This is a genomic window from Parafrankia irregularis, assembly GCF_001536285.1.
Taxonomy (GTDB): domain Bacteria; phylum Actinomycetota; class Actinomycetes; order Frankiales; family Frankiaceae; genus Parafrankia; species Parafrankia irregularis.
This window is the reverse complement of the sequence record NZ_FAOZ01000025.1, coordinates 101264-124588: the sequence shown is the minus strand read 5'-3', so window position 1 is coordinate 124588 and position 23325 is coordinate 101264. Positions and strand designations below refer to the sequence as shown.

18 protein-coding genes are annotated in these 23325 nt (G+C 66.9%); 8 read left to right on the top strand and 10 right to left on the bottom strand.

Annotation, left to right across the window (positions count from 1 at the left end; genetic code table 11):
* The first annotated feature begins 777 nt into the window (after positions 1 to 777).
* Positions 778 to 1671 carry a DUF5995 family protein gene (locus AWX74_RS28500; RefSeq protein ID WP_242666456.1) on the top strand — a complete coding sequence of 298 codons (894 nt, stop codon included), beginning with the start codon at positions 778 to 780 and terminating at the stop codon, positions 1669 to 1671.
* Between the two features lie 16 nt (positions 1672 to 1687).
* Positions 1688 to 3820: a PAS domain-containing protein gene (locus tag AWX74_RS28495; protein WP_091283144.1), complete on the top strand. Its 2133-nt coding sequence runs from the start codon at positions 1688 to 1690 to the stop codon at positions 3818 to 3820.
* 87 nt (positions 3821 to 3907) lie between these two features.
* Here the strand turns inward: AWX74_RS28495 and AWX74_RS28490 are convergent, their stop codons facing one another.
* Positions 3908 to 6079 (bottom strand): WD40 repeat domain-containing serine/threonine protein kinase, encoded by a 2172-nt coding sequence (locus AWX74_RS28490; RefSeq protein WP_242666455.1) that lies wholly within the window; start codon positions 6077 to 6079, stop codon positions 3908 to 3910.
* Positions 6080 to 6415: 336 nt separating this feature from the next.
* Between AWX74_RS28490 and AWX74_RS28485 the strand changes: the two genes are divergently transcribed.
* The gene (locus tag AWX74_RS28485; RefSeq protein WP_091283142.1) at positions 6416 to 7654 is read left to right on the top strand and encodes a sensor domain-containing phosphodiesterase; all 1239 of its coding nucleotides are present in this window, start codon (positions 6416 to 6418) and stop codon (positions 7652 to 7654) included.
* Between the two features lie 351 nt (positions 7655 to 8005).
* On the opposite strand, the gene AWX74_RS28480 is transcribed toward AWX74_RS28485, so the two are convergent.
* Positions 8006 to 8374 carry a DUF5615 family PIN-like protein gene (locus AWX74_RS28480; protein WP_091283140.1) on the bottom strand — a complete coding sequence of 123 codons (369 nt, stop codon included), beginning with the start codon at positions 8372 to 8374 and terminating at the stop codon, positions 8006 to 8008.
* Positions 8371 to 8598, bottom strand: a complete 228-nt coding sequence (locus AWX74_RS28475; protein ID WP_035953249.1) for a DUF433 domain-containing protein — start codon at positions 8596 to 8598, stop codon at positions 8371 to 8373. Before AWX74_RS28475 ends, AWX74_RS28480 begins: the two co-directional genes overlap by 4 nt.
* 369 nt (positions 8599 to 8967) lie before the next feature.
* Here AWX74_RS28475 and AWX74_RS28470 point away from each other — a divergent pair, with 369 nt between their 5' ends.
* The 3 genes from AWX74_RS28470 to AWX74_RS41620 all read left to right on the top strand — a co-directional run bounded on the left by AWX74_RS28470 (position 8968) and on the right by AWX74_RS41620 (position 10433).
* The gene (locus tag AWX74_RS28470) at positions 8968 to 9678 is read left to right on the top strand and encodes an IS6 family transposase (RefSeq protein WP_091283138.1); all 711 of its coding nucleotides are present in this window, start codon (positions 8968 to 8970) and stop codon (positions 9676 to 9678) included.
* A 62-nt stretch (positions 9679 to 9740) separates the two neighbouring features.
* Positions 9741 to 10190: a site-specific integrase gene (locus tag AWX74_RS41625; protein WP_226931217.1), complete on the top strand. Its 450-nt coding sequence runs from the start codon at positions 9741 to 9743 to the stop codon at positions 10188 to 10190.
* 102 nt (positions 10191 to 10292) lie between these two features.
* Entirely contained in the window at positions 10293 to 10433 is a 141-nt protein-coding gene (locus AWX74_RS41620; protein WP_226931216.1) for a hypothetical protein, read from the top strand.
* 371 nt (positions 10434 to 10804) lie between these two features.
* Here the strand turns inward: AWX74_RS41620 and AWX74_RS28460 are convergent, their stop codons facing one another.
* Together AWX74_RS28460 and AWX74_RS28450 are read right to left on the bottom strand one after the other, a co-directional pair.
* Positions 10805 to 13978, bottom strand: coding sequence for an nSTAND1 domain-containing NTPase (locus AWX74_RS28460; RefSeq protein ID WP_242666454.1), 3174 nt, complete (start codon positions 13976 to 13978; stop codon positions 10805 to 10807).
* A gap of 625 nt (positions 13979 to 14603) precedes the next feature.
* Entirely contained in the window at positions 14604 to 14834 is a 231-nt protein-coding gene (locus tag AWX74_RS28450) for a hypothetical protein (RefSeq protein ID WP_226932710.1), read from the bottom strand.
* A 1724-nt stretch (positions 14835 to 16558) separates the two neighbouring features.
* Here AWX74_RS28450 and AWX74_RS28440 point away from each other — a divergent pair.
* Positions 16559 to 17455, top strand: a complete 897-nt coding sequence (locus tag AWX74_RS28440; protein ID WP_226931215.1) for an NYN domain-containing protein — start codon at positions 16559 to 16561, stop codon at positions 17453 to 17455.
* Positions 17456 to 18569: 1114 nt separating this feature from the next.
* Positions 18570 to 18872: a DUF6342 family protein gene (locus AWX74_RS28430; RefSeq protein ID WP_054571052.1), complete on the top strand. Its 303-nt coding sequence runs from the start codon at positions 18570 to 18572 to the stop codon at positions 18870 to 18872.
* A 386-nt stretch (positions 18873 to 19258) separates the two neighbouring features.
* On the opposite strand, the gene AWX74_RS40250 is transcribed toward AWX74_RS28430, so the two are convergent.
* From AWX74_RS40250 to AWX74_RS28405, 5 genes are all read right to left on the bottom strand, one after another.
* On the bottom strand, positions 19259 to 19429 hold the full coding sequence (locus AWX74_RS40250) for a hypothetical protein (protein WP_161934840.1): 171 nt from the start codon (positions 19427 to 19429) through the stop codon (positions 19259 to 19261).
* A gap of 88 nt (positions 19430 to 19517) precedes the next feature.
* Entirely contained in the window at positions 19518 to 19700 is a 183-nt protein-coding gene (locus tag AWX74_RS41615; RefSeq protein WP_235498439.1) for an Hsp20/alpha crystallin family protein, read from the bottom strand.
* 674 nt (positions 19701 to 20374) lie between these two features.
* A complete protein-coding gene (locus AWX74_RS28420; protein ID WP_235498440.1) occupies positions 20375 to 21574 on the bottom strand; it encodes a PP2C family protein-serine/threonine phosphatase in 1200 nt (399 codons plus the stop codon).
* 822 nt (positions 21575 to 22396) lie between these two features.
* Positions 22397 to 22723, bottom strand: a complete 327-nt coding sequence (locus AWX74_RS28410; protein ID WP_235498441.1) for a hypothetical protein — start codon at positions 22721 to 22723, stop codon at positions 22397 to 22399.
* Positions 22724 to 22906: 183 nt separating this feature from the next.
* Entirely contained in the window at positions 22907 to 23293 is a 387-nt protein-coding gene (locus tag AWX74_RS28405) for a J domain-containing protein (protein ID WP_054571054.1), read from the bottom strand.
* Between the last annotated feature and the right edge of the window lie 32 nt (positions 23294 to 23325).

The window sequence follows — 23325 nt, the reverse complement described above, 5'->3', positions numbered from 1 at the left end:
GAACGCCGCCCGGGCAGTAGACGGGTATCTCCCGGACTTATCCCGAAGTCTTGGCCACAACCTCGGTTCTGACGTTGAGAGTATTTCGACACTTCCACAGTGGTTCGCTTTCGCTCGCCTTCCCGGCCCACACCTGACCCGGTCACCGCCGGGCCTTTTCCGTCACGCTCACGACCCCGCCCGTTGAGGCGACGCCGCTGACGGCGGTTTGCGACCCCCACCCGCATGGTGGTCACGGAGGGCCACACCTCCATCACCCGCGGAGCACCGCTCCAGAAGATCACCGTCTACTCAAGATCGGCTTCTCCCTTCCCGTTCGTGGCGCAAGACCAAAATCCTTCTTTCTTGCGGGTCGCCAGGCGAATCTGCACCCCTTTTGCCCCACTTAAGGTGAACTGTCTGCACTGCGCGGCAGCGCGGGATCCTCGGCGGGTGGCCATGCGTGTGTGGTCTGCCCGAATTTCTGGCGCTATGCGTCAGCATGAGATCCCCGGCGAGCCGAAGTACGGCCGGGTGGGCACGGCCAGCCAGGTCGCTATCGTTACGCCCGAATCCGCCGATTCTCGGGATTTCGCTACACGCCCAGTCGGCCACCATAAACGCGAAAAGATAAATCATTTGAACTTCCAGCAAGAATCCCCTACCGATATTCCATCGCCAATGACCCTATGATGCGGTGCTATGACCTTCATGCCCGCAAGTCGAAGCCGGGCTTCCAGATTATTCATTTCATTTATCGCAGGCCTCCTTTCGGCGGGGCTTTCCCTGGCTACGGCCGTGCCCGCCACCGCCACCGCCACGACCACCACCACAACCAACATCACAACCACCGAGCCGCTGTTCATCGGCTGGTCGGGCCTGCTGCCGCCGCTACCAGCCGCCTACTCCCCCACGCAGGCGCAGCAGTGTGCCGACGGGGCCCCGGAGTGCGTCGACGCGACGATCACTCAGATGCAGAGCCGCTTCGCGCCGCTCGCGGCGAGCTGCGACCACAACGCGGTGTTCGCCCTGACCTATCTGCGGACCACCGAGGAGTACCGGCGCACGGCCGCCCAGCCCGCCTTCTTCGCGGACGTCGCCTACGTCAACACCGAGGACGCCGTCTTCGCCGCGTACTACTTCCATGCCTACGACGCCTGGCTCGCCGGCGACGGCGGCGGCGGTGTCTCCCCTGCCTGGCAGATCGCCTTCGACGCGGCGGCCGGCCGCCAGCTCGCCGGCGCCGGGAACATCCTGCTCGGGATGAACGCGCACGTGAACCGGGACCTGCCGCTGGTGCTCGCCTCGCTGGGGCTGGTGACGGCGGGCGGCCAGAGCCGCAAGGCGGACCACGACAAGGTCAACGTCATGCTCAACCGGGTGATCGACCCCCTGCTGCGGGAGGCCGCGGATCGGTTCGATCCCTCCATCGACGACATCGCGAGCCCGCTGGGCCTGTCCTACACGGTGCTCATGCAGATTCTCGTGGCCTGGCGTGAGACAGCCTGGCGCAACGCCGAACGCCTGGTGAACGCACCCACCGCCGAGGCCCGCGTACAGATCCAGCGCGAGATCGAGACGACCGCCGCGGCGACCGCGACCGTCCTGCGTACCGCCTACGCCGTGCCCCGCCTGCTGCCACTGGGCCAGAACAGGGATACCTACTGCGCGGCGCGTTCGGCGCGATCCTGATCGCCGAGGGGGCCCGATGATCTCGTCAGCATCTGATGCCGTCCCGCTTCCTGACCGGGGTCAGGACGCCCTCCGGCTACTCGACACACTCGGCGAGGTCGTGTTCCAGACCGACGCCGAGGGCCGTTGGACCTACCTCAACCAGGCGTGGACACGGCTGACCGGCTTCGAGGTCGGTCCCAGCCTCGGATCACGCTTCCTGGACTATGTCCACCCCGACGAGCTGCAGCACACGATCGCGCTGTTCATGGCGGTGGTGGCCGGCGGCGCCGACCACTGCCACCACGAGACCCGGTACCGCACCCGGGACGGCAGCTACCGCCGGGTCCAGATCCGGGCGATGGTCATCCGCGACGACGCCGGCGAGGTGGTCGGCAACACCGGCACGATCCTCGACGTCACCGCCTCCCGCCACGGCACGGAGACGATCGGTGAACACGCCGCGCTGCTGGAGCTGGTATCAGCGCAGGTCCCCGGTGGGGACCTGCCGGTCGGCGTCGCCCTGTACGGCGGCGCTGACCGGCGGCTGCGGCGCGCCTCACCGGTCATCGACCGGATCGCGGGCAGGCCGCAGCGCATCGGCACGCCGCTCGCGCACCTGGTGGAGCTGCTACGGCCGGTCGACCCACGGCAGTGGCAGCGGGCCCTCAGCGGGCCCTGGGGCCTGATCTCAACCGCGATCACGACCCGTCAGGCACAGACCGGCGACATCGACGTCACCGTCGGCAACGGCCCCGTCCTCTCCCTGCGGGTGTCGGTGATCCCTTATGCGCAGGACGGCGACGACCTGCTCGCGCTCGTGCTCGCCGACGTCACCGACCTGCGCCGGGCCGAGCGCCGCCAGGCGGGCCTCGCGCGGCTCGGCGACCATGCCGTGTCCGGTCACGACGTCGACAGCCTGGTGGCCGAGGCGACGGCGCTGGTGACCTCGACGCTGGACGCGACCGAATGCGAGCTCATCCGCCTCGACGACAGCGGCGGGCCGACCGGAACCGAGGCGGGAACAGGTGCGGGGCCTGGTACAAGTCCAGGCGCTGGGCCGGATACGGGTACGGGGCCGAGTAAAGGCACGTCGCCGAGTACAGATGCAGTGCCGGGTGCGGGTGCGGGTGCGGAAGCGGGCCTGGCCGTGGAATCAGGCGGGGGCAGGGGCGCGGGCCCCGGCGCAGGCGCGGCGGCGGTGAGCGCCCGGCTCGCGGAGACCCGCTACGCATCGCACGGCGACAACGATCTGACCATCCTCACCGTACGAATCGGCAGCCACTGGTCGCCGTACGGCCTCCTGGCGATCGCCCGATCGCCGCAGTCCCGTCGCTTCACCGAGGACGAGACCACGTTCGTCCAGTCCGTCGCGCACGTCCTCACCGCCGCGATCGAGCGGGAGCGCGCGGAACACGAGCTGCGCCGGCTCTACGAGCGGGCGGAACGCGGCAACGCCTGGCTCGCGGCCAGCGCTCGGATGACGGCCGCCGTCCTCGTGGCTCCGGACCAGGTGACCGCCTTCGACACGGTCGCCACCCTGGCCCGCCAGATGGCCGGCGTCGACCTCGCCACGGTCGCGGTTCCCGACGAGAACGGCAACCTGGTGGTGACGACGGCCGACATCGCCGCCGGCCTCCCGGTCGGGCCCGAAGAACTCCGTGGCCTGACGATCCGGCTCTCCGACGAGCGCACCCTGGACGAACTGGCCCGCGGCGCGATGGTCATCCTCGACCGTCTCGATCTCCACGGCAGCCGGCTCACCCCCGTGCCGGACCTGCCCTTCGCCACCGCGCTCGTCGTCCCCATGCGCATCACCGGCAACGCCCCGGCCACGCTCATCCTCTGCAACCGCGCCGGCATCGAGCACCACCAGCCCCGCGACCACGACCTGGTACAGGCATTCGCCAACGACGCCTCGCTCGCCCTCGAACTCGTCCACGCCCAGCAGGAGCGAGCCCGCCTCGCGGTCTTCAAGGACCGCGACCGCATCGCCCGCGACCTGCACGACCAGGTCATCCAGCGGCTGTTCGCGGTCGGCCTGCAGCTGCAGTCGCTCATCCGTCTCATCGGCGACCTGGCCGCGGCCCGCCTGACCGCCGCCACCAACGCCCTCGACCAGACCATCGACGACATCCGCCGCACGATCTTCAACCTCCAGACCGGCTAGCCCTGTCGTCCGCAGGCGCGTGCGAGGAGGCAGTTGCTCGACCCCGTTCGGATCACATCGGAATGACCGCGTTCGTCCGGCGCCTGTTCAGGACCGCTGGTCGGAGCCGGTCCCGGTGAGCCGCCAGAGCCGTATGGTTCCGTCCTGGCTGCCGCTGGCCAGGACGGGTGCGGCTCGGTCGAGGGAGCACGCGAGGGACATCAACCAGCCTTCCTGGCCGGACGGAACCATCCCCTCGAGCCGGGGATGTTCGGGGTCCTCCACGTTCCAGATGCCCATCGTGCCGTCATAGCTGGCGGTCGCCACGATCCTGTCGTCCGGAGAGAACAGCACCGACCAGATGGTGTTGTGATGGCCGGTCACGGGCTTTCCGATCATCTCGGGCCTGGCGAGGTCGACGGTGTTCCACAGCCGCAGGGTGGCGTCCTTGCCGCCGGTGGCCATGAGGCGCAGATCCTGGGTGAACGCGACGCAGTGGACTGCGCCGGCATGGCCGGAGACGAGCCTGGTGCGCTCGTGGGGGCTCGCCGCGTTCGAGACGTCCCAGATCCGGATGGTCCGGTTCTCGCCGACCCGTGCCAGGAGCATTCTGGGTCTGTCGACCACCACCAGTCTCGGCCAGTCCGTGTCGCCGAGGATGGGCGGTCCGATCGGCTCCGGTGCGGCGCCGTCCGTGATGTTCCACAGACGGGTCTCCTGGCGACCTGCGCTGGCCAGCGTCTGGCCGCGGTCGAGGAAGACCACCGAGTTCGCGAGGATGGCGTGGGCGGGCAGTGGCGCGCCGAGGGATTGTGGGCTGGCCCGGTCGGTGATGTCCCAGAGTTGCAGGGTGCCGTCCCAGTTGGCGCTGGCCAGGGTGTTCCCGTCGGGCGAGAAGGCCACGGAGGTCACACCCGGGCTGCGTCCCGGCAGGGGCCCTCCGATCGAACGCGGGGCCGCGGGATCCGTCATGTCCCACAGGCGCACCGTCCCGTCCTTGCTCCCGCTTGCGAGAATCATGCCGTCCGGCGAGAACCTCAGGGAGAGGATCCAGTCGGTGTGCCGCTGTGGCAGCACACCCAGCGGATCGGCGACACCGCCTCCCGGATCTTTCGTCAGGGCGGCGGCAAGGAGATATCCGGCGGGGACGGCACCGGCTACGGCGAACAGGCCGGCGGCGAGGATGCGACGCCGCGGCAGGGCCAACCGGGCACGGGGCCGGGCGTGCCGTCCCGCACCCAGGGCATCGCCACGCCGGGCTGCCACCGGCGTGTCCCTGCGCGGCGGGGGAAGAGGGGCGGGCGGGACCGGCGCGGCGCTTCCGGCGTGCGGCTCCGCGGCGGCTCGGATGTCGTCCTCGAGCCGCACCGGCACGGCGGACTGGGTCAGCCAGCCAGGTCCGAAGGCGGATGCCGCGGCCGTGGCGAGTGCGAGCCCGAAGGCGTGCGCGGTCGGCGGGCGGGCAGCCGGGTCCGCTTCCAGAGCGTGCTGGATCACGTCGCGCAGGGGGTCCGCGAGTGCCCGCGGTAGTAATCCCGTGTGGTCCGAATCAGGCCGAGGCCCGGGAGACGGGGAAAGGGTCGCCTCCACCGCGGACCCGCCGGTGAGCAGCAACTGAAGGACCACGCCCAGCGCGTAAAGATCGGTGGCCGGGCTGAGCGAACCCCCGACGAGCTGCTCGGGCGGCATGAACAGGGGCGTTCCGATCACGGTGTTCCGGCCGCCCGACACGCCGCTCAGGAGCTTCGCGATTCCGAAGTCGGCCACCTTCAGCAGACCTACGGCGTCGAACAGCATGTTGTCGGGTTTGATGTCGCGGTGCAGGACGCCCTGGGAGTGCGCGTACGCGAGGGCGCCAGCCACCGCCAGGCCGACCGCGCAGGCCGCCCGCTGGGTCATCGTCTGCTGCCGGCGGGACAACGGTCCGCCCGCCATCAGCTCCATCACGATCAGATGCAGGTCGCCCGCCTGAGCGTGGACGTAGTCGTACACGCGGATGATGTGCGGATGATCGAGTCGAGCCAGTAACCGCGCCTCCCGGACCAGGTCATCGATCTGCGCGCCGTGACCCCGCGTGTACAGCACCTTCACCGCGACGTGGCGTTGCAGGCCACGGTGCCAGCCTTCGAAGACCTGCCCGAAACCGCCCGCGCCGAGTTCCCGGCCGAGGTCGTAGCCGGGCAGAGCCGCCGCGACCTGCTCTCGATCGATACCCGCGGCGAACGCCGGAGCCCCGGGAAAGATGTCTGGCGACCACCGCGAACCGACCCAATCCGGCACGATTCGTGATCGTAGACGCATGTGCAGATGCGTGTGCGCGAGGGTGTCGCGCACCACGGCGCCGCCCCGACGCACAGGACGTCCGCCCGGTGAACATCCGCAACGGAGGGCGGGCTTCGCCCGCGCGGCGGACGGTGGCCCACAATCGTCATTCTGGTGATATTTCAGGCCGGTGGTGGTGTTGACGGCCCACGGCCGTATGACCCTGCGTGACGCGTCCACGCGTGGGGCGAATCGCCCGTCCGATACGCGATGTGTCCATCCGGGTGCGTGGTGTGCGGCTCGGTGAGGTGGGTAACTCCGGTCGGGAGGGCCTGACCTGTTAGGAGGAGGGGTATGGCCGCCCATCATGGCTGTCTGGGACCGCGCAGCGAGGTCTGCGCACCCGGCGATGCACTGATGGGTCTGCTGGATCTGCTCCGGCGACGGCTGCGGATGGAGATCGCCTGGCTCGGCCGCCTTGACGGTGGTCTTCTGATCCTTCAGGGACTCTCCGGCAACGCCCAGCCGTTCGGTCTCGCCCTCGGCTGCACCATCCGCCGCGACGCCGGCGTGTTCGGGCGGGTGCTCGCCGGGGACCTCCCGGAACTGATCCCCGACACGCGGCGGAACCCCCGCACCGCGGACATCATCTCGGTACAGGACCTGGGTATCGGCGCCTACGCGGCGACCCCGATCCTCGACACGGATGGGAACCTCTACGGGTTGGTCGGGTGCCTCCACCGGCATCCGCAGCCGTCCCTCGGCGACCGGGACATCCGGTTCCTGCGGCTGCTCGCCCGCTTCCTGACCGGTTACGTGTCCGACCTCCACAGGATGTGGGAGATCCGGAGCCGTGTCTGGCACCGTGTGCACACACTGATCGACTCCGACGGTCTGCGCATCCACTACCAGCCTGTCATCGACCTCGTCGCCGGACGCACCGTCGGTGTCGAGGCCCTGACCCGCCTGCCCGACCCTCGCCTCTCCACCGCCGCGCTGTTCCGCGACGCGGCCGCCGCCGGTCTCGGCCCCGAACTGGAGACCGCCGTGATCCAGCGGGCGCTGCCCGCGCTGCACGCCCTGCCCGACGATGTGCGCCTCGCCGTCAACGCCGCTCCGTCGACGGTCACCGGCGGTCTTGTCGAACTCCTCCTCGACGTCGGCGACCCCAGCCGGCTCGTCGTCGAGATCACCGAGGCGGAACAGGCCTACGACAACCCCGACCTGGTCGCGGCTGTCCGCCTGCTTCGCCGCCACGGCGTCCTCATCGCCATCGACGATCTGGGAGCCTGCTACTCCGGCCTGGAGATGCTGCTCATCCTGCGGCCGGACGTCGTGAAGGTCGACCGGGTTCTCATCAAGAACATGAGCGGCGATCCCGTCCGCCGGGCGATCGTCGCGGGAATCACCACCATCGCCCGGGAGACGGGGTGCCGCGTCGTCGCCGAAGGCATCGAGACACGGGCGGACCTGACCGCGGCCCGGGAGGCTGGTATCCGCTGCGGGCAGGGATACCTCCTCGGTCGTCCCACTCCCGACCCGCGCGCCGCATGCCGGTCTCCTTTCGCCTTCAGCGCGCTCACCCGGCGCTGAGGCGTTGTTCCCGGCCATACACAGGTTCGGACCGGCAGAGACAGGAAGCCGGCGCGTGCCGAGAGAGCGACCGCTCCACGTGTCCGTACATACCGGAACATGCCGCGTCGTGCCGGAAAATCCGAGGTCGGGGCGTATTCAGTGCCGGAACGTGCCGGCCGATGTCGCGCCATGCCGGGGCATCCGAGCACACAATGCGCACACGCGCGGTCCGGGCGCGACGCACGAGGCCCCGGCATAACAGACATACCCAAGCTTGCTGGACAGAGACGCACCCCGGCTACGGTACGTAGCCAATGGCAGCCCAAGGCGAGGCACGGAAACCACGGGCCGGAGCGGGGGTAGCAGTACTCAGCGAAGCGGTAGCCGACGAACCCGCACGTGGGTCGTACTGAGCGATACCACGACGCCCTGTTCGAGGTCGGCTTCCAGCGCGGGCAGGTTCGCCAGCAACAAGGCGGCTTGCGCGTCGGGCTTGAGCTGGTCGCCGGACCGGAGCAGGACGAGCGAGGGAGCGGTACCGCGACTGAGCGCGAGCAGAGTGGTGAAGTCGCTGTAGGCCGAGATGATCGACCGTCTCTCGGTGACGGCGAACGCGCTGACCTTGGTATCCGGAGAACCGCCAAGCCCGTGCTCGAGGACGTGCGTCGTGTCGATGCCCTTGTCGCGCAGCAGTTCGGCGACCCGCGGTGAGAGGTTCTCGTCGACAAGGAACTTCATGCGGCGATGAACGGACGCTCTTGCGGCATCGTCTCCGCGGCAAACGCGAGAGCAGCGAGCACATCGTCGCGGGTGAGCGACGGGTAGTCCGCGAGCAGTTCCTCGACCGTCGAGCCAGCCGCGAGCTGACCCAGCACCGCGGACACGGTGATCCGGGTACCACGAATCGCCGGCGCACCCGCCATGATCGCGGGATCGGCGGTGATACGGCTGACGACGGCCATGGCCAAGAGTCTACCGTCGGAGGTGTGTTGCATCCGCGGAGTCCGGCATCGCGGATCCTGATCAGTCATGGTCGAGTGACGCCGCTCCATCAGCGCCGCGGATCCACCTCGCTGCCCTCGCGATCCGGCGCAGTACCTGCCCCTTTGAGTGCACCGCTGCGGACATCGCGGATCACGACTTTGCAGGACTGGGTCGACGAGTCAATCCCAGCGACTAACGTCACGACGCACCGGCCCCCACTCGGGCCGCCGCCGCAGCAGTGCCGTCAGTACCGATGACGCCGGACGATCCAAGAAGGTGCTCGACAGGGCTCTGTTGCATCGGCGGAGTCCGCTGTCCCGTGGCCGTCGATCGGTCATGATCGGGTGATGCGTCGACGTCGTGCCTGTCCATCGGTCCCGACATCGGAGTTCGCGGGGTTTCGGTTCCCACCTGAGGTGATCATCCTCGCTGTCCGCTGGTGCCTGCGATACGCCCTGTCCTACCGGGATGTCGAGGAGCTGCTCGCCGAACGCGGCCTCCAGGTTGATCACGTCACGGTGTATCGGTGGGTGCAGCGCCTCACGCCCTCGCTGATTGAGGCGGCCCGTCCGTGTCGGCATCGGCCCGGTGACAGGTGGTTCGTCGATGAGACCTACGTGAAGGTCGCGGGTCGGTGGACGTATCTGTACCGGGCGGTTGACCAGCATGGCCAGGTCATCGACGTCCTCGCCAGTACCCGCCGCGACCAGGCCGCTGCCCGGCGCTTTTTCGTTCGAGCGTTGGCGCAGGGGCGCCGGCCGGTCGAGGTCACCACCGATAAGGCGCCGGTCTACCCGAAGATCCTCGACGAGCTGCTTCCCGAGGCCTGCCATGTCGACGGCGCCCGGGAGAACAACCGGATTGAAGCCGACCACGGCCGGTTCGAAGCACGGCTCCGGCCGATGCGCGGACTGAAACGGATGCGTTCGTTCCAGACCGTCAGCGCCGGACACGCCTTGGTTCAGAACATTCGCCGCGGCCACTACGAACTCGGAATCGACAGCAACCCGCAGCTCAGGCTGGCCGCCGCGTTCACCGAACTCGCCGCAGCCGTCTGACCTGCAGACGCCCGGGCCGCTGGCACGCCCAGCTTCCCCGTAACGCAACAGCGTCCTCCGGCATGATCGGCATGGCCGCCCGCCACGACGCCATCGAGCGCAACGTCGTCAGGGACGCAGGCCCCATCGCAAGCGCGACACCGAAGCGTGCGCCGCACGCGCTCACCATCGCCCAGCTTCGGCAGCTCCGCTGCTTCCTCACCTACGACGACGTGGCGATCCGCAGAGACATCCCTGACTTCGTGAACTTCCTGATGAGCACCGGCGTCCGGATCGGTGAGGCCGCCGGCCTCACCTGGGGCGCGGTCAACCTCGACGAAGGATGGATCGAGATCTGCTCAACGGTCGTCCGCATCACTGGACAGGGCCTCATCAACAAGCCGAAGCCCAAGACGAAGAGCGGATACCGGCGGCTCGTCCTGCCGGCCTGGATGCTCGCCACCCTGCGACGCCGCCATGACGATCAGTCCGCCGAGACGCCTGTCTTCCCGGCACCGCTCGGCGGACTATGAGACCCATCGAACACTCAGGCGGACCTGCGGGACGCCTTCCGCAAAGCCGGCATGGAGTCAGCGACGTCTCACGTCGTCGGACGGAAGTCCGTCGCTACAGCCATGGACATCAGCGGCCTCACTGCCCGTGCGGCAGCCGATCAGCTCGGCCATTCGACGCCCACCATCACACAGGACCGCTACTTCGGCCGCAAGGTAGCTGCCACCGGCGCCGCAGAAGTCCTAGAAGCGCTCACGTTCTGATCGCGGGAGAGCAGCCCTACAGATCCCCCAGCAGCTAGTCGAGCACTTGAAGCTCCGGACGAACAGACTGCTCCTGGCTGGAAACCTGCGCGCCAGGAGCTTCACCTTTCCCCGGCTCCGACATCCTAATCTACGCCGCCCTCAGTCGGCCGAGATGACAGAATCCACCGACAGAAACCATGATCGAGTGGCTGACGGTTTACTACAGTCTGGGCGACATTTATTAGAGCCGTCCCGCGCTAACGTGATAGGCGATGGGTTAGTGATCGAGTCAATCACGACGAGCCCGACGGGCGCTTCGAAGCGCGGTCGATCTCCTGCTCCACGTGGGTCGGCAACGCCTTCGCTGTCAGATTACTACTGTTGGCTGACTACTTACTGCCGTCGTGGACTGGGCCGCAGGTATTTCGATATGGCACATTCGACAGATATCGATCCCACTCTTTTTCATTTAGGCCGCCGCCGGCACGTTGGCAAGCAGTCTCCACCACGTCCGCCCGAAGCTGACGCAAACTACTGACGTCCCACAGCCGTACAGTGGTATCCCAGCTGGCGGTGGCGAGAAGGCCGTCGGGCCCGAACGTCAGCCAAGATATCGAGTCGGTGTGACCGGCGAGGGGTTTGCCGACTTGGTGAGGGTTAATTGGATCGGATACGTCCCAGAGTTGCACTGTCCTCTCATCGGCAGTCGCGAGGAGGCCATCGGATCCGAACGCCACCTTCGCATCAGCATTGGTGTGGCCCGTAAGAGAGCCGCCAACCTGGTGGGAGCTATCTAGATCGGACACGTCCCACAGTCGTACCGTCCCGTCATCGCTGGCGGATGCCAAGATCCCATTCGGTCCGAAAGTCACAGAGGTCACAGAGCTGCCGTAGGTGGTGGTAAGCGGCTCGCCGCGCTGGTAGGGATGATTTGGATCAGTGGCGTCCCACAGTCGTACTGTGGTGTCCCAGCTGGCGGTAGCGATGATACCGTTGGGTCCAAACACCAGTGTTGACACATCGTCGGTATGACCGGTAAGACTGCCGCCCCTTTGAGGGCTCGCCGGGTCGGTGACGTCCCAGAGCTGCACCGTCTTCCCGTTGACGGCGGCGAGGACGCCGCCGGGTCCGAATACCAGATCGTCTGCGGAGCCGATAAAAGAAGCGTCGAGTTGCTGGGGGTTGTCCGGATCAGTGACGTCCCAGAGCTGCGCTCCATTCTCGCCGACTGTGGCAATGAGTCCGTTGAGACTAAATGTCATTGCGGTCAGGCCGGCATCGCCAGTAGAGAAGCTGCCCACCTGGCGGGGGTTGACTCCGTCAGCGACATCCCATAGTAGGACCGTTCCATCATTAGCAGCGGAGGCAAGTATTCCATCAAGTCCAAACGCCGTCACCCAAACTTGGCTAGAGTGGCCAGTGATGGTGGTGCGCAGAGTCGGGGTGTCCGCCAAGATGCCGAGCAGATTGCCACGGATTCGGTCTCGGTGACTACGGGGGCCGACGTCGTAAGCGGCTACCACAAGACGAAGTGCCAGGGCCGGATCCTTAACACGGATACTGTCAGCGCGGACAAGCAGCTGATCGGCGATCCTAGCGCGGTCGCGTTCTTCCGCCGTATCCCTCATCTGAAGCCCATAAACCGCAAGAACGATGAGGACGACTAGGAGGCCGACAACCACGGTCCAATTACGGGTGCGCACGCGCCTGCCTTGGCGGCAGCTATCGATCAAAAAGGCATGGGTGATGGGTGTGAGGTCGTCTGAGTTGAAAGTAGCGAGGGCTTCACCGGCCAGGGGAAGGCTCCACAGCCGTTTGAGCGGACGACCATAATAATCCCAATCGGCGGCAGCCGTATCGGCCTGGCTGCGTAGCCGGAGTTGGTCGGACCTCTGGTCGATCGCTGTAGCGAGAGAGGACCAGTCGGCGAGGAGCCGCTCGTGGGCGATATCGATGGTCGCCGGGCCGCCGGGGGCAGCGTCAACGGTAAGCAGCCGGTGGGCGATGAACGGTGCGAGCGTACTGTGGATGCGATCGTTTAGGCCGTCTAGAGGAAGACGGTGGCGGGTGGGTCGCCCGTCGGTGTCGACGCTGACCAGTTGAAGCAGGCCATCCAGCACCTCGTCACGGCTGCGCCCAGTAGCGGTGGCGGCCTTGTCGAGGGCGACGTTAGCGTGCTCGATAAGCGCACTACGCACCCCGCCGGTAGTTTCATACAGAACATCAGACAGAGTGGTCGTGCCCGCCCGACAGGCTTGGACGTAGAGCCGTTGCAAGATGAAGGCGAGTAGCGGCAGGGCTTGCCCGTCTCCGGTGTCGGTAACCAGACGAGCGACCAACTGGTCGTCGATGGTCAGCCCGGCCAGTCGCGCCGGCTCGCTGACCACCAGACGGAGCATTTCTTGAGTCAATGGGAGGATCGCCTCAGTACGTACTGGAAGCCCTACCTGTGCAGCCTCCTCAACAAGCCTGCCGAGATACTCCGAACGCACAGTAGCGACCACTCGCACCAGTCCGGCACTTGCCGCAGCGAGCACGGCAAGAAACTCTTTCCTGCTGTTCGGGCTGGCTCGAACCAACAACTCTTCTGCCTGATCAATGACAATCAGAAGTCGCGGCGCGGGGCGAGCTGCGGCGAGGAGTTCTCGCGTAACCTCCGCGATTGCACCCGGCTCGGTCAGCTGGCTAGTCAGCTGTTTGCGATCCCAATTCAACCCGTGATCGCGGGCTACCTCGGCGAGGGCATCTGCCAGTGCTACCAGCGGCCGATTACCGGGAGCCAAGGAAGGTACCACTAGCCAGTGGTACGGATCTTCCGTCACAGTCGGGACAAGCCCGGCCGCGACCAAAGACGACTTGCCGCACCCGGACTGACCCACTACCGCCACCAGCCCCGTGCTGTCTCCTGCCGGGCTGGTCAAGGTGTCCACAAGCCGTCTGATGTCGGCATCTCTGCCCCTGAATACCGCGGCCAGGCTGGCATCGAAGGCAGCCAGACCGGGAAACGGTGACCTGCCCGGCGGCCAGGCCGAGCCCCGCTCCTGGTACTGACCTGGGAAGTATGGCGCCTTCCGGCCGACGCCGATATCCGGCTTGCCTGGGAACGCCGGGACGTATTCAGGCTTCTTCGCGCCGTGTACGGCCGCCAGTAGCCTTTCACGGGCGGTCGTCTCATCGATTCCGAAGAGGTCGGCACTGACCCGATCGAGAAGCAATCCTTGCAGGGAGAAGTCTTCTACCCGTATTGGCAGAAGCTTGGGACGATCTCCCGGCAGGCTCTCCGCCAACGCGGCTTGCCATTCCGGCGCCTTGCGTTTCGAGGCCAAATAGGAAGCCGAGACAACTGCTACGATCCGCTTTGCCTCCACCAAGGCGCGATGCTGCTCCCCAGTCCGGTGCATTCCAACCGAGAGGTCCCACGCCTCAAATCGAACCCTGAAGCCAGCCTCCTCCAACTGCCAGGCTATCCAGGCCGCCCACTCCTCGTCGGTTTCTATGTATGACACGAGAAAATCTACGCCGCCGCCAGGCTGCGGGGCAGCAGGTGCGTCAGCTTTGGTCACCACCCGTCCAGGGTCCCACACCACTCTCCAGTCAAAGAAGGCGGCCCGCAGCGGTCTCAATCTTCGCTCGGAGCAGCGCGTCACTGAGAAGCGCCCCGGGGCAGGAGGTGGGCCCGCGTCGGAGAACCGCTCCCAGGCCGCCTGCTTCAGGTACACCGAACGCTGTTCCGAAACGAGTCCAGCTGACACCCCGGCCGCGCAGTACGCCTACGTAGTCCCGGGCAGCCGCATCGGCCTGGGTAACCGCCTGAACCTCGGCCAGGCCGGTCAGCAGATCGTGGTCCGGCCAGGCGTCCCGCTGGCCGAAATCCGGGCGTGTCTCCGATGCGGCTTCGAACGAGCTGGTCGGGAGGTCGCCAAGGAAATGACAGGCCGGCGAGAGGTTCCAGACGACAGATCGGTGAGAACCGAGCTAGCAACCATAGCACGAGTTACGCGGCCTGATGGGGGATGGGAACCTACAGGTGACCAGCACTGGCTAGTCGTCCCCGGACTGTCTCCGACAATCCGCGCACCACAATGCCCACGTTAAACTGATTAACTTTTGCGAGAATAGCATGACTTCGATGGCCTGAAAAATTGGGCAAATAAAAGCATCAGGATGTCCCAATAGCCCAGATCGGGGTTAGCCGGCGCGCCATCCAGGGCGATTTGAGTCCAGCCATGCTTCGACGTCGATCCGTCGCCAGAGCCGCAGTCGCGGGTGGTCGATCAGGGGATCGGGGAAGCCTTTTCGGCTGGCCACCGATGTGGCGTAGCTCCGGCTGACGCGCTCCCGGCGGGCGGTGCCCGCGCCGAGGAGCGAGCGAAGGTCGTCGATGTCGACCAAGGTGCGGAGTTCCGCGCGGCTGATCATCTCGTCGTCGCTCTGACCAGACACTCAGCCGACGCTAGGAGCGTACCCACGTCCACAACGTGGGCGCTGTACTTACGCTTCAATAGTGACTACCGTGCGGTGTGTCAGGAACAGGTCGGGCCGGCCCGGTGTGTCACCACCGGAACCGGCCCTCGGCACCGGCCGACTTGGGAGGTCGACACCGTGTCCGACATGCTGTCAGCTCCACCGCACACCGGCCCTGGGAGAAGCGCCCGGGAAGGCGATCCCGTCGTTCGTGAGGAGGGCACCGGGCCGTTCAGGTGCTACTCGGTGTCGGTGCCGTCGGGTGTTCATCCGGCGGCGATCGCGACGACGCTCCGCACGCTTCCCCTCGGATGTGTGCTCACGTCGATGACCGACGGCGAGATGAGGTTCAAGCCGGCGGAGCCCCACCACGGTTCGGGACGGAACTCCGGACCGGCGACTCGCGAAGCCCCGCTGGATCGATCGTGACTTAGGCCAGCCGGATCCTCCGACGCGACGGCAACGCTGCCGTCCCGTTGGGGCATCCACGCGGTCGGCGCGGTCACAGCATGAGCAGGCCGGTCCCGAGGCATCACTCGGGACCGGCCCTTGTCATGTCAGGGCCACGTTCCGATGCGAGGCACGGCACCGCCGGTGCAACCTCGAACTCCACCGCGAATGTCACGGAAAGTTGCTAAATTGCGGCTGCCGCCCGGCGTGAGCACTGCTAGACCTAGCACCCCCATCTGTCTAGGTCTAGCAGCACCTCTAGCAGGAGAAAGTGCCTCTGACCTGGGGTCTAGAGGCCTAGCAGGGTGGTGCGGAGTACCAGCGAAACGCGCCGAATCCCGCCTCTCGGACCCTCCCGCCGGCGGCTAGGCACGCCACAGCAGCCGCGACACAGCGTTACTTTCGTCCGCCGTACCGCGTCGTCCCTGCCCGTCCCGCCTACCTGTCGGGCGCGCGCCTTCTACGCCCGGCGATCCGACCCAGCTGGGAAGAACGACGGCCCACGAAAGTCGACGATGGTCACTGACAGTGATGCAAACCGTGGGGTAACCGTGGGGTTTGAGATCTTGAGCGAGTGACCAAACGGCGAAAGTGCCTGTGCTACAGCCACTTTGGAGCCGGCGAGGGGACTCGAACCCCTAACCGCTCGATTACAAGACGAATCCCCGCGTATCGGATCATACCGGAACGTGCCGCCCCGTGCCGCAAAATCCGAGGTCAGGGCGATTTTCGTGCCGGAACGTGCCGGCGCATGCCGCGTCGTGCCGCGACATCCGCGCACACAATGCGCACACACGCCACCGGCGACCCCTCGACATAAGAGTCATATCAGTCGATACCGGACACGAAGGTGCGTCGATTACACCAGGTAACCGAACCCGAACGAGGAAGCGTCTACCTGACGTCCCGGCAACGAACGCAGCGGGCAACCGGCGACCGAATGCGGGCCGGACCGACGGTTACTGCTTGCGCTCGTCCACGGCGCCCCCAGCGAAGGCGCCCAGCTCGCCGGGCGTAAAGCCAGGACGGGGACCCCAGCGCCACACCTTCCGCGTCACGCTCCGATGCGATGCGGCCGGATGCGGGCTGACTGGAAACGGAGGCACGCGGCGCCGCGAACGGCCAAGAGCTGGTGGACACTGCGAGCGCACGAGCTGCGTGGCACCCTGTGGACGGCCAGCCGCGTTCCGAGACCGCGGATGCCAGGCGCCCGCAAGGGAGGAACCAGCATGGTGGATGGCACCGGTTCGGCACAGATTGCAGTGCTCATCGACGCGGATAACATCCCGCGGTGGGCCGTCGAGCCACTCATCACCGAGAGCACCCACTACGGGAAGGTCCGGATCAGGCGTGCCTACGGTGACTGGTCGAGCTCGCTGAGGAGCTGGAAGACGACCCTGCAGGAGCTGTCCATCCGGCCGGTGCAGGTCTTCGCCGCCGTCAAGGGGAAGAACGCGGCGGACCTGGCGTTGACGATCGACGCGATGGATCTGCTGCACTCCGGCTCCGTCGACACGATCTGCATCGCCTCCTCGGACAGCGACTTCACCCGGTTGGCCGAACGGATCCGCGAGAGCGGACTGACCGTCCACGGGTTCGGCGAGGAGACGAAGACGAACCCGGGCCTGCCCGCAGCCTGCGACACCTTCGTCTTCGTCGAAACCCTCACGGCGAACACGCCACCGACACGCACCACGAAGCCCGACCAAGCGCTCGTACCCGCCCAGGCCGCCCCGCTGCCGCGCCTACATGGGACGAGCGGCGCAACCGCGACGGCCATACCGAGCGTGGACACCGGCACGCCGCAGGTCACTGTCGCCGCCCCGCAGGCAAAGAAGAAGGGGCAGACCGTGCTGGTCGCGCCTCACACCCGGGCGACGACCGACGACCTGCGCGCGGACACCGCGCTTATCAGCCGGCTCCGCGACGCGGTAACAACGAACACCGGTCCCGACGGCTGGGCCCACCTGTCGGCCGTCGGCCTGGCCATCCGTAAGCACCCCGCGGTCGTCCTGAAAACCTACGGCTACTCCCGTCTCACGGACCTGATGGTCGCGACCGACCTGTTCGAGCTCCAGCGGCACGACCCTGGCACGTCCGGCCCCGTCCACGCACGCCTCAAATAGGCACTTCGAGCACCACGGCGACGGTGACCCGCCCACCGTGCTCGCAGCCGCACCAAGGGACCGGACCAGCTCCGCCTCCATGCCAGTAGACGCGAACCGCGAGTCCCGCACGAGCCGCCGGGGACAACGTCGACCTCGAAAGGGGAAATTACATGGTTCAGCCTTGATCACCACAGGCAAATGACCCTGTGAGGGCGGGGGCAACCTTCACCGCCATTCACGAACCGTATTGTTTCGGCCAGATCCCCACGCGTGCGGGGACGACGGAGGCTTGCTGGGTCGCCGCGAGACCCTGGTGGGAAATCCCCGCGGTGCGCCCGGACGACTCGCCCTCCCTGAGGCGTGCCGAGCGGGCTGGCAGAAGCCCCGTACCCAGCGTCCTCCAGCTCAGCAGCGAGACGGTTTCCGTCCCAGTCGGGATACACCTCTTCGCCGAGGTTGCGCAGCCCCACCAACAGGTCCTCGGTCCGCATCCGCGCACGCTGACCGAAGCCTTCCAGCACGTCACCGACGACGGCCGGGATGACGTGGCCGACCGCTGCCGCCGCCGGCCGGTGAGGAACGTGAACCCAGCCGTCCCGTCCGCGCCTCCAACAGTCGCGGCTAAGCAAAATTTGGTCGAATCCGCCCTCTAAGAGGCATGGGTTAACCGAGATGATATCTCTCGGTGATTTTTGCCCGCCGAAATTTCATTGGTGTGATGCTGGGTTTGCGCGATGGTGAGACTTCGTCACCTACACCTCCGGGGGGAGAGGCGTGACTGCGATCATGCACGGTCTGGGATGTTTGCTGCGGAAACAGAGAAAGCACAGGCCAGCCGCAGAACTCTTCTCCATCCACCGTCGCAGCATGAGTTCGGCGTGCGGACTGACGATGCCCGGACGCCGATTGTCGTCGGCGTGCGGCTACGATCCGCTCGCTGGTGGGCCCGCAACCGCTGACCGATCCGATCGGTGGGAAACGCCGTCCGGGACCAAGTCGCGGCGGCTCCTGGGACTGCGGGGACCTCGGTCGAAAGGCCTCACCACACATGCCCTCCGCCAATCGGTGCGGAGAAAGGCGACCTACTCCTGACCGGGAGAGGTTTCCCCACGCAACAAGACTGGAGATCACCATGCCGGACATCGACCTCGGACTGGCCAGCGACTGGGAGGAGGGTGACACCCACGGCCGGATCCGGCTGCGGGACAATCAGGTCTACCCCAACTCGCCCAAGAAGGACGTGCTCATCAGCTCGCCGGTGAGCATCGAGCTTTCGGTCAACACGAACTACTCCTCTTCCCAGGAGGCAGACAAGATTATCTTCACGACCCATCACGGTAATCAGAAGAAGATCATCGCGGTGCTGGACTCCCAGGGAGATCTGTACATCGCTGGCCGCGTGATTCAGGGACAGACCAATCTGTCCTACACGTAGGAACGAGCGCGCCACCAGCATGCTGCCTGCGACAGGGCCAGTGGCAGCAACCCCGGATCGAAGGCCAAGTCGGCGATCTGGTCTGGGTTGTCATGAAGGTCGTGTGTGGCCAGGACGTCGGTGAGGTAGGTGACGGCCTGGCCCCCGTTTATCGACGTGAATGTGCAGCCCGGTGTCCCCGGTGAGGCTTGCTTTCCTCACCGGGGACGCGTCAGCGTGTCAGGCCGCCGCCTACATGGCCGATCTTGAACTGGACTGCGCGACCTACCGCCACCGACTGGACAAGCGACCCGTAGCCTGCCAGCGCTGATACCGATACGGAAAGAGGTGGTACCCGATAGGAAAGCCTGCCGGACGGTCAGAGGGTAAAGCTGCCCCGGTCTCGTTCACAGGTAGGGCTTTGAACGAATGAGATATCCGTTGGCGGATTGGCGGCATCGCCGTTTGTAGAAGTCCTCGATGAAGTCGAAGATGGCGGTGCGAGCCTGGTCGTGGCTGGCGCAGCTGGTGCGGTCGAGGAGCATTTCGAGGGCGGCGAAGAACGACTCGGTGACCACGTTGCCTACTACACGGTGGCTACCGTGCGGGCTGGTAATCTTGGGGACCTCGGCGTGATCGGTCAGCGCTCGATTTCAAGTTTGGTGCTTATATCTTCAGGCGCGGCGCCGCGATCTCGATGTGCTCGGCCTGGCTCCGCTCGGTCTTCGCCAGCCGGATGGTGAGCACTCCGTCGGCCAGCGAGGCGCTCACCGACTCCGGATCAACGTCGCCCGGCACAGTGATGCGATGCTCGAACCGGCCGACCATACGGCTGCGGCGACGGGCCACTTCCGTGCGTTTCCGCTCTCTGATTTCGCCGGTAATGAACAGTTCGCTGCCGCGTAGCTCCAGGGAACGTCGTCCCGGGATACCCCGGGAAGATCAAGCTCGAGGACGAGCGCAAGTCTGTCACCACTGCGTTTGGCCGGCTCCACATTCCTGCTATCCGCATCCCACCGAACCAAAACTGCGGCGGGTGACCCGGTCAGTTGAAATCGGTGGCGGTCGTGCGCGGCGACCCTTGGAAGAACTGGGCGGAACGGACATGCCGGCTGGTGGTCCGCCGCCCCCAGCGGGCGGCATGTGATGACCGCCGGCGTGGTCGTGGCCGCCACGCCGCGGGTCCACGACGGCAGGGGGCGGCCCGACCCCCGGTGACCGCGAGGGGCTCCTCGGCCATCTACCTGCGATGGTGCCGCCGCTCCGCGAGAATCGCCGAGGCGGTGTTGTCGCTGCCTACCTGCACGGTCTGCACGGGCGATTTCGTCCCGTGTGAGGGCAGTGCCCCGGTCCGAGTGCCGCAGTGGCCGCCTCCACGGTGACCCGGCTGACAAACAGCTGGCAGTTGCCTACCAGACGTTCACCCATCGACCCGGCCGGCGTGGACTATGCACCCATCTGGGCGGACGGCATCCACGTCACCATCCGTCCGGACAAGGACCGGGCGTGCCTGCTCGTCCTCATCAGGCCGCGCCGACGCCGGCCCACTCGGCGAACAGTACGGTGGCGTCGTCCCGGAGGCGGCCGTGGTGGTAGTCGAGCAGGGCGCGCATGAGACGTCGCAGGGTTTCGGGAACAGCCAAACCGTCGGCGTGGTGACGCACGACGAAGTCCACGAACCGGGTCAGGCCGAACTCGCGGCCGGTGGGGTCTCGGGCTTCGATGACACCGTCGGTGTAGAGCAGTAGCCGGTCGCCGGGTTCGAGTTGTTCCTGGCACAGGGTGGTGGTCAGGCCGAGGTCAGTACCCAGCGGATGCGCGGGCGGGCAGGACAAGATGCCGACCCACCTCCCCCCACGGATGATGACCGGCGGGTGGTGGCCATGGTTCACCCAGCTCAGTAGTCCGCTGCGGGTGTCGAGGTCAGCCAGGACCGCGGTCACATACCGTCCGGGGTCGAACTGGTCGATCAGCATCCGCTCGATCGCCTGACCGACCTCTACCAGCTCCCTGCCCTGGCGGCGCTGGTTACGGCAGGTCGCTACCGCGAGGTTCGCAGCGAGTCCGGCGGAGGCGTCGTGACCCATCGCGTCGAACACCGCCAGGTGCAGGACGCCGGCGGCCATCGCGTAGTCGAACGCGTCCCCACCGATCTCATAAGCCGGTTCCATTCCCGCTCCCACCACCACATCCTGGTTGGCGAACGATGTCGGCGGCGTCAGATGCCACTGCAGCTCGGCGGCGATTGTCATCGGACGGGTACGCACCAACCGGGCGAAGGAGTCACTGAACTCCCGCTTGCTGACGAGCAGTAGTCCGATCAGCGCGGCGAGGTCGCCCAGACCCGCGAGAGCCTCGTCGTCACCGTCGACCACGCGGGCTTTGAGAACACCGAGTCGTTCCGTTCCGTCTATGAGCGGCGTCCAGTAGACCCATCGTGCGTCGGAGGCGGACGCGTGGCTGGGCAGGGTGCCTATGCCCTGGAACACCCGGCCCGGCAGTGTCCCTTCCACCGGGATCGTCTCGCCGCCCGCGCCTGCGTCGAGTCCGTGCCCCGTCAGTTCCCGCAGCACCTGTCCCTGCAGATCCACCAGATAGATCCGCGTATCCGCCAGACCCGCCACCTCGGCCTGCTCCCTGACCAGAGCCGGAAGCTGCTCCAGCACGGCCAGCCGGCCCAGTTCCAACAGCGAGCTGAGCATCCGATATGTCGCGGTGCACATTCCGCACCATCCTCGATAAAGGGCCACGTATACCCAATTGCCGACCACGCGACACTAGGTGCACCCACGCAACCATCAATCGGATGGCTGTCTCGCTCACCGTACCCGCAGGACCACGACCCCGACGACCTCATCGGCATGCCCACGGCACTGCCCACCAACCTCGCGCCGCTCTCATCGGAGACGCCGATCGCCGCACTCTCCCAGCTCCCTGACCACCCGCTCCCGCAGCCCTACGACCGGTAGGCCACCGGACACAGCATCCGTACCAGCGACCTACGTTGGGGCCGTCGCCGGGCTGCCGTGACCCGCTCGCCCGGCGGATCCGGCTCCTGTCACCATCGCCCACAACGTCGTCGAGGCCGTCGTCGCGCTGACGCTCGGCGCGGCAGCGTCATCCACCGCCTCATCTCCGCAGCGGCGGCCGTCTGGCGGTTCTCCGCTGTCGATCACACCGTTCGGGAAGCTCCGGAACACCTCACGCTGCGGATCATCGCGGTGCCGTTCGTCGCCGCGCGGGCCTTGGACCGGTGGGGACGATGCGGGTCGCTCGGTGCCCGAGATCGTCCTCGCCGCAGTGTCACTGGCGGTGGTGCCGCTCCTGCCGCCGCACAGCGCCGCGCCGGCAGCGAACTCGGCTCCGTCTCCGCGGTGGCGGACTCCGTGAGGGCAACGGTGTAACCCCGATCAAGGAGTGACACCTGATGACGATCATCACCGACGCGGCGGACACTGCTGTGGTGTCCCTGGAGGAGCCGACCACGGAGCGGCGCGGCGGACCAGAGGGAACGCGTTTCAGGTCGAGGCGTCGCTGGATCAGGATCAGGTGAATCGGTGGGCGAGGTCGCGCAGGGTGCGGGCGGCGGTCTGGGCGCGGTCACCGCCGCCCAGGGGCGCTGACTGTTCGATCCTGGCGGCGTAGCGCAGATGCCGGTCTCGGGCGTGCTCCCGGCACGGCAGGCAGGTGACGCGTTCGGGGCGTGAGGAGGTCGCCGCGTACGGGACGTGCTGGCCGCATCCTGTCCGTACGGTGCGCGGTGAATCGGCGACGAGCCCGAAGACCGCTGCCGTCACCGTGCGTACGTCGGCGCTGGTGTTCGGCGTGCTCCACTCGACATGCACATGCGGGTCGCCCATGGTGCGAGCCAACTGATCAACCCCCGGGGTGTGGGAATTCCATGAGTATGGCCGGCCCCGCAGTTCAGGAGTTCCTGGCCAGTGCTGGTGTGCCCTTTCTCGCCGTAGTTGGCCCACGCCGCCGGCGGCCGGCGGGCGTGGGGCCTGGTCGGTGGGTGCCGGACTCGGGTTCGTCGCCAGCGGGTCGGGGCGGGGTCAGCGGACGGTGATCCAGAGCCGGGGCGGTGGGTGGCTGTCCGTCACGTCGCCGAGGAAGACTGGTGGCCCGGTGTGCCAGGCGGACCGGGCTGGCTGGGAATGCTTCTGTGCGAGGCGGTCGTGGTCCCGCCGGGCGTGTGCGGCGCGGCTGGCGTCGTAGTCGGCTCGCTGGCTGGGGTCGCGCAGCACGGTGTAGGCGGCGATGACCTGTTGGAGAGCGGCGTCGTGGTTCTGGTGGGGGCCGGATTGCGCGGCCTGTGGCGCTGGCTTGCGGGTGTCCGGGTGATGGCGGCGTATCAGCGTGCGGTAGGCGTGGGTGATGCGGCTGGCCGAAGCCGAGGGCTCGACCCCGAGCACCCGATAGGGGTCCTGGTCAGTCGCCATGTGCCCGTGTCCTCTACCTGCGAGGGAGGCGG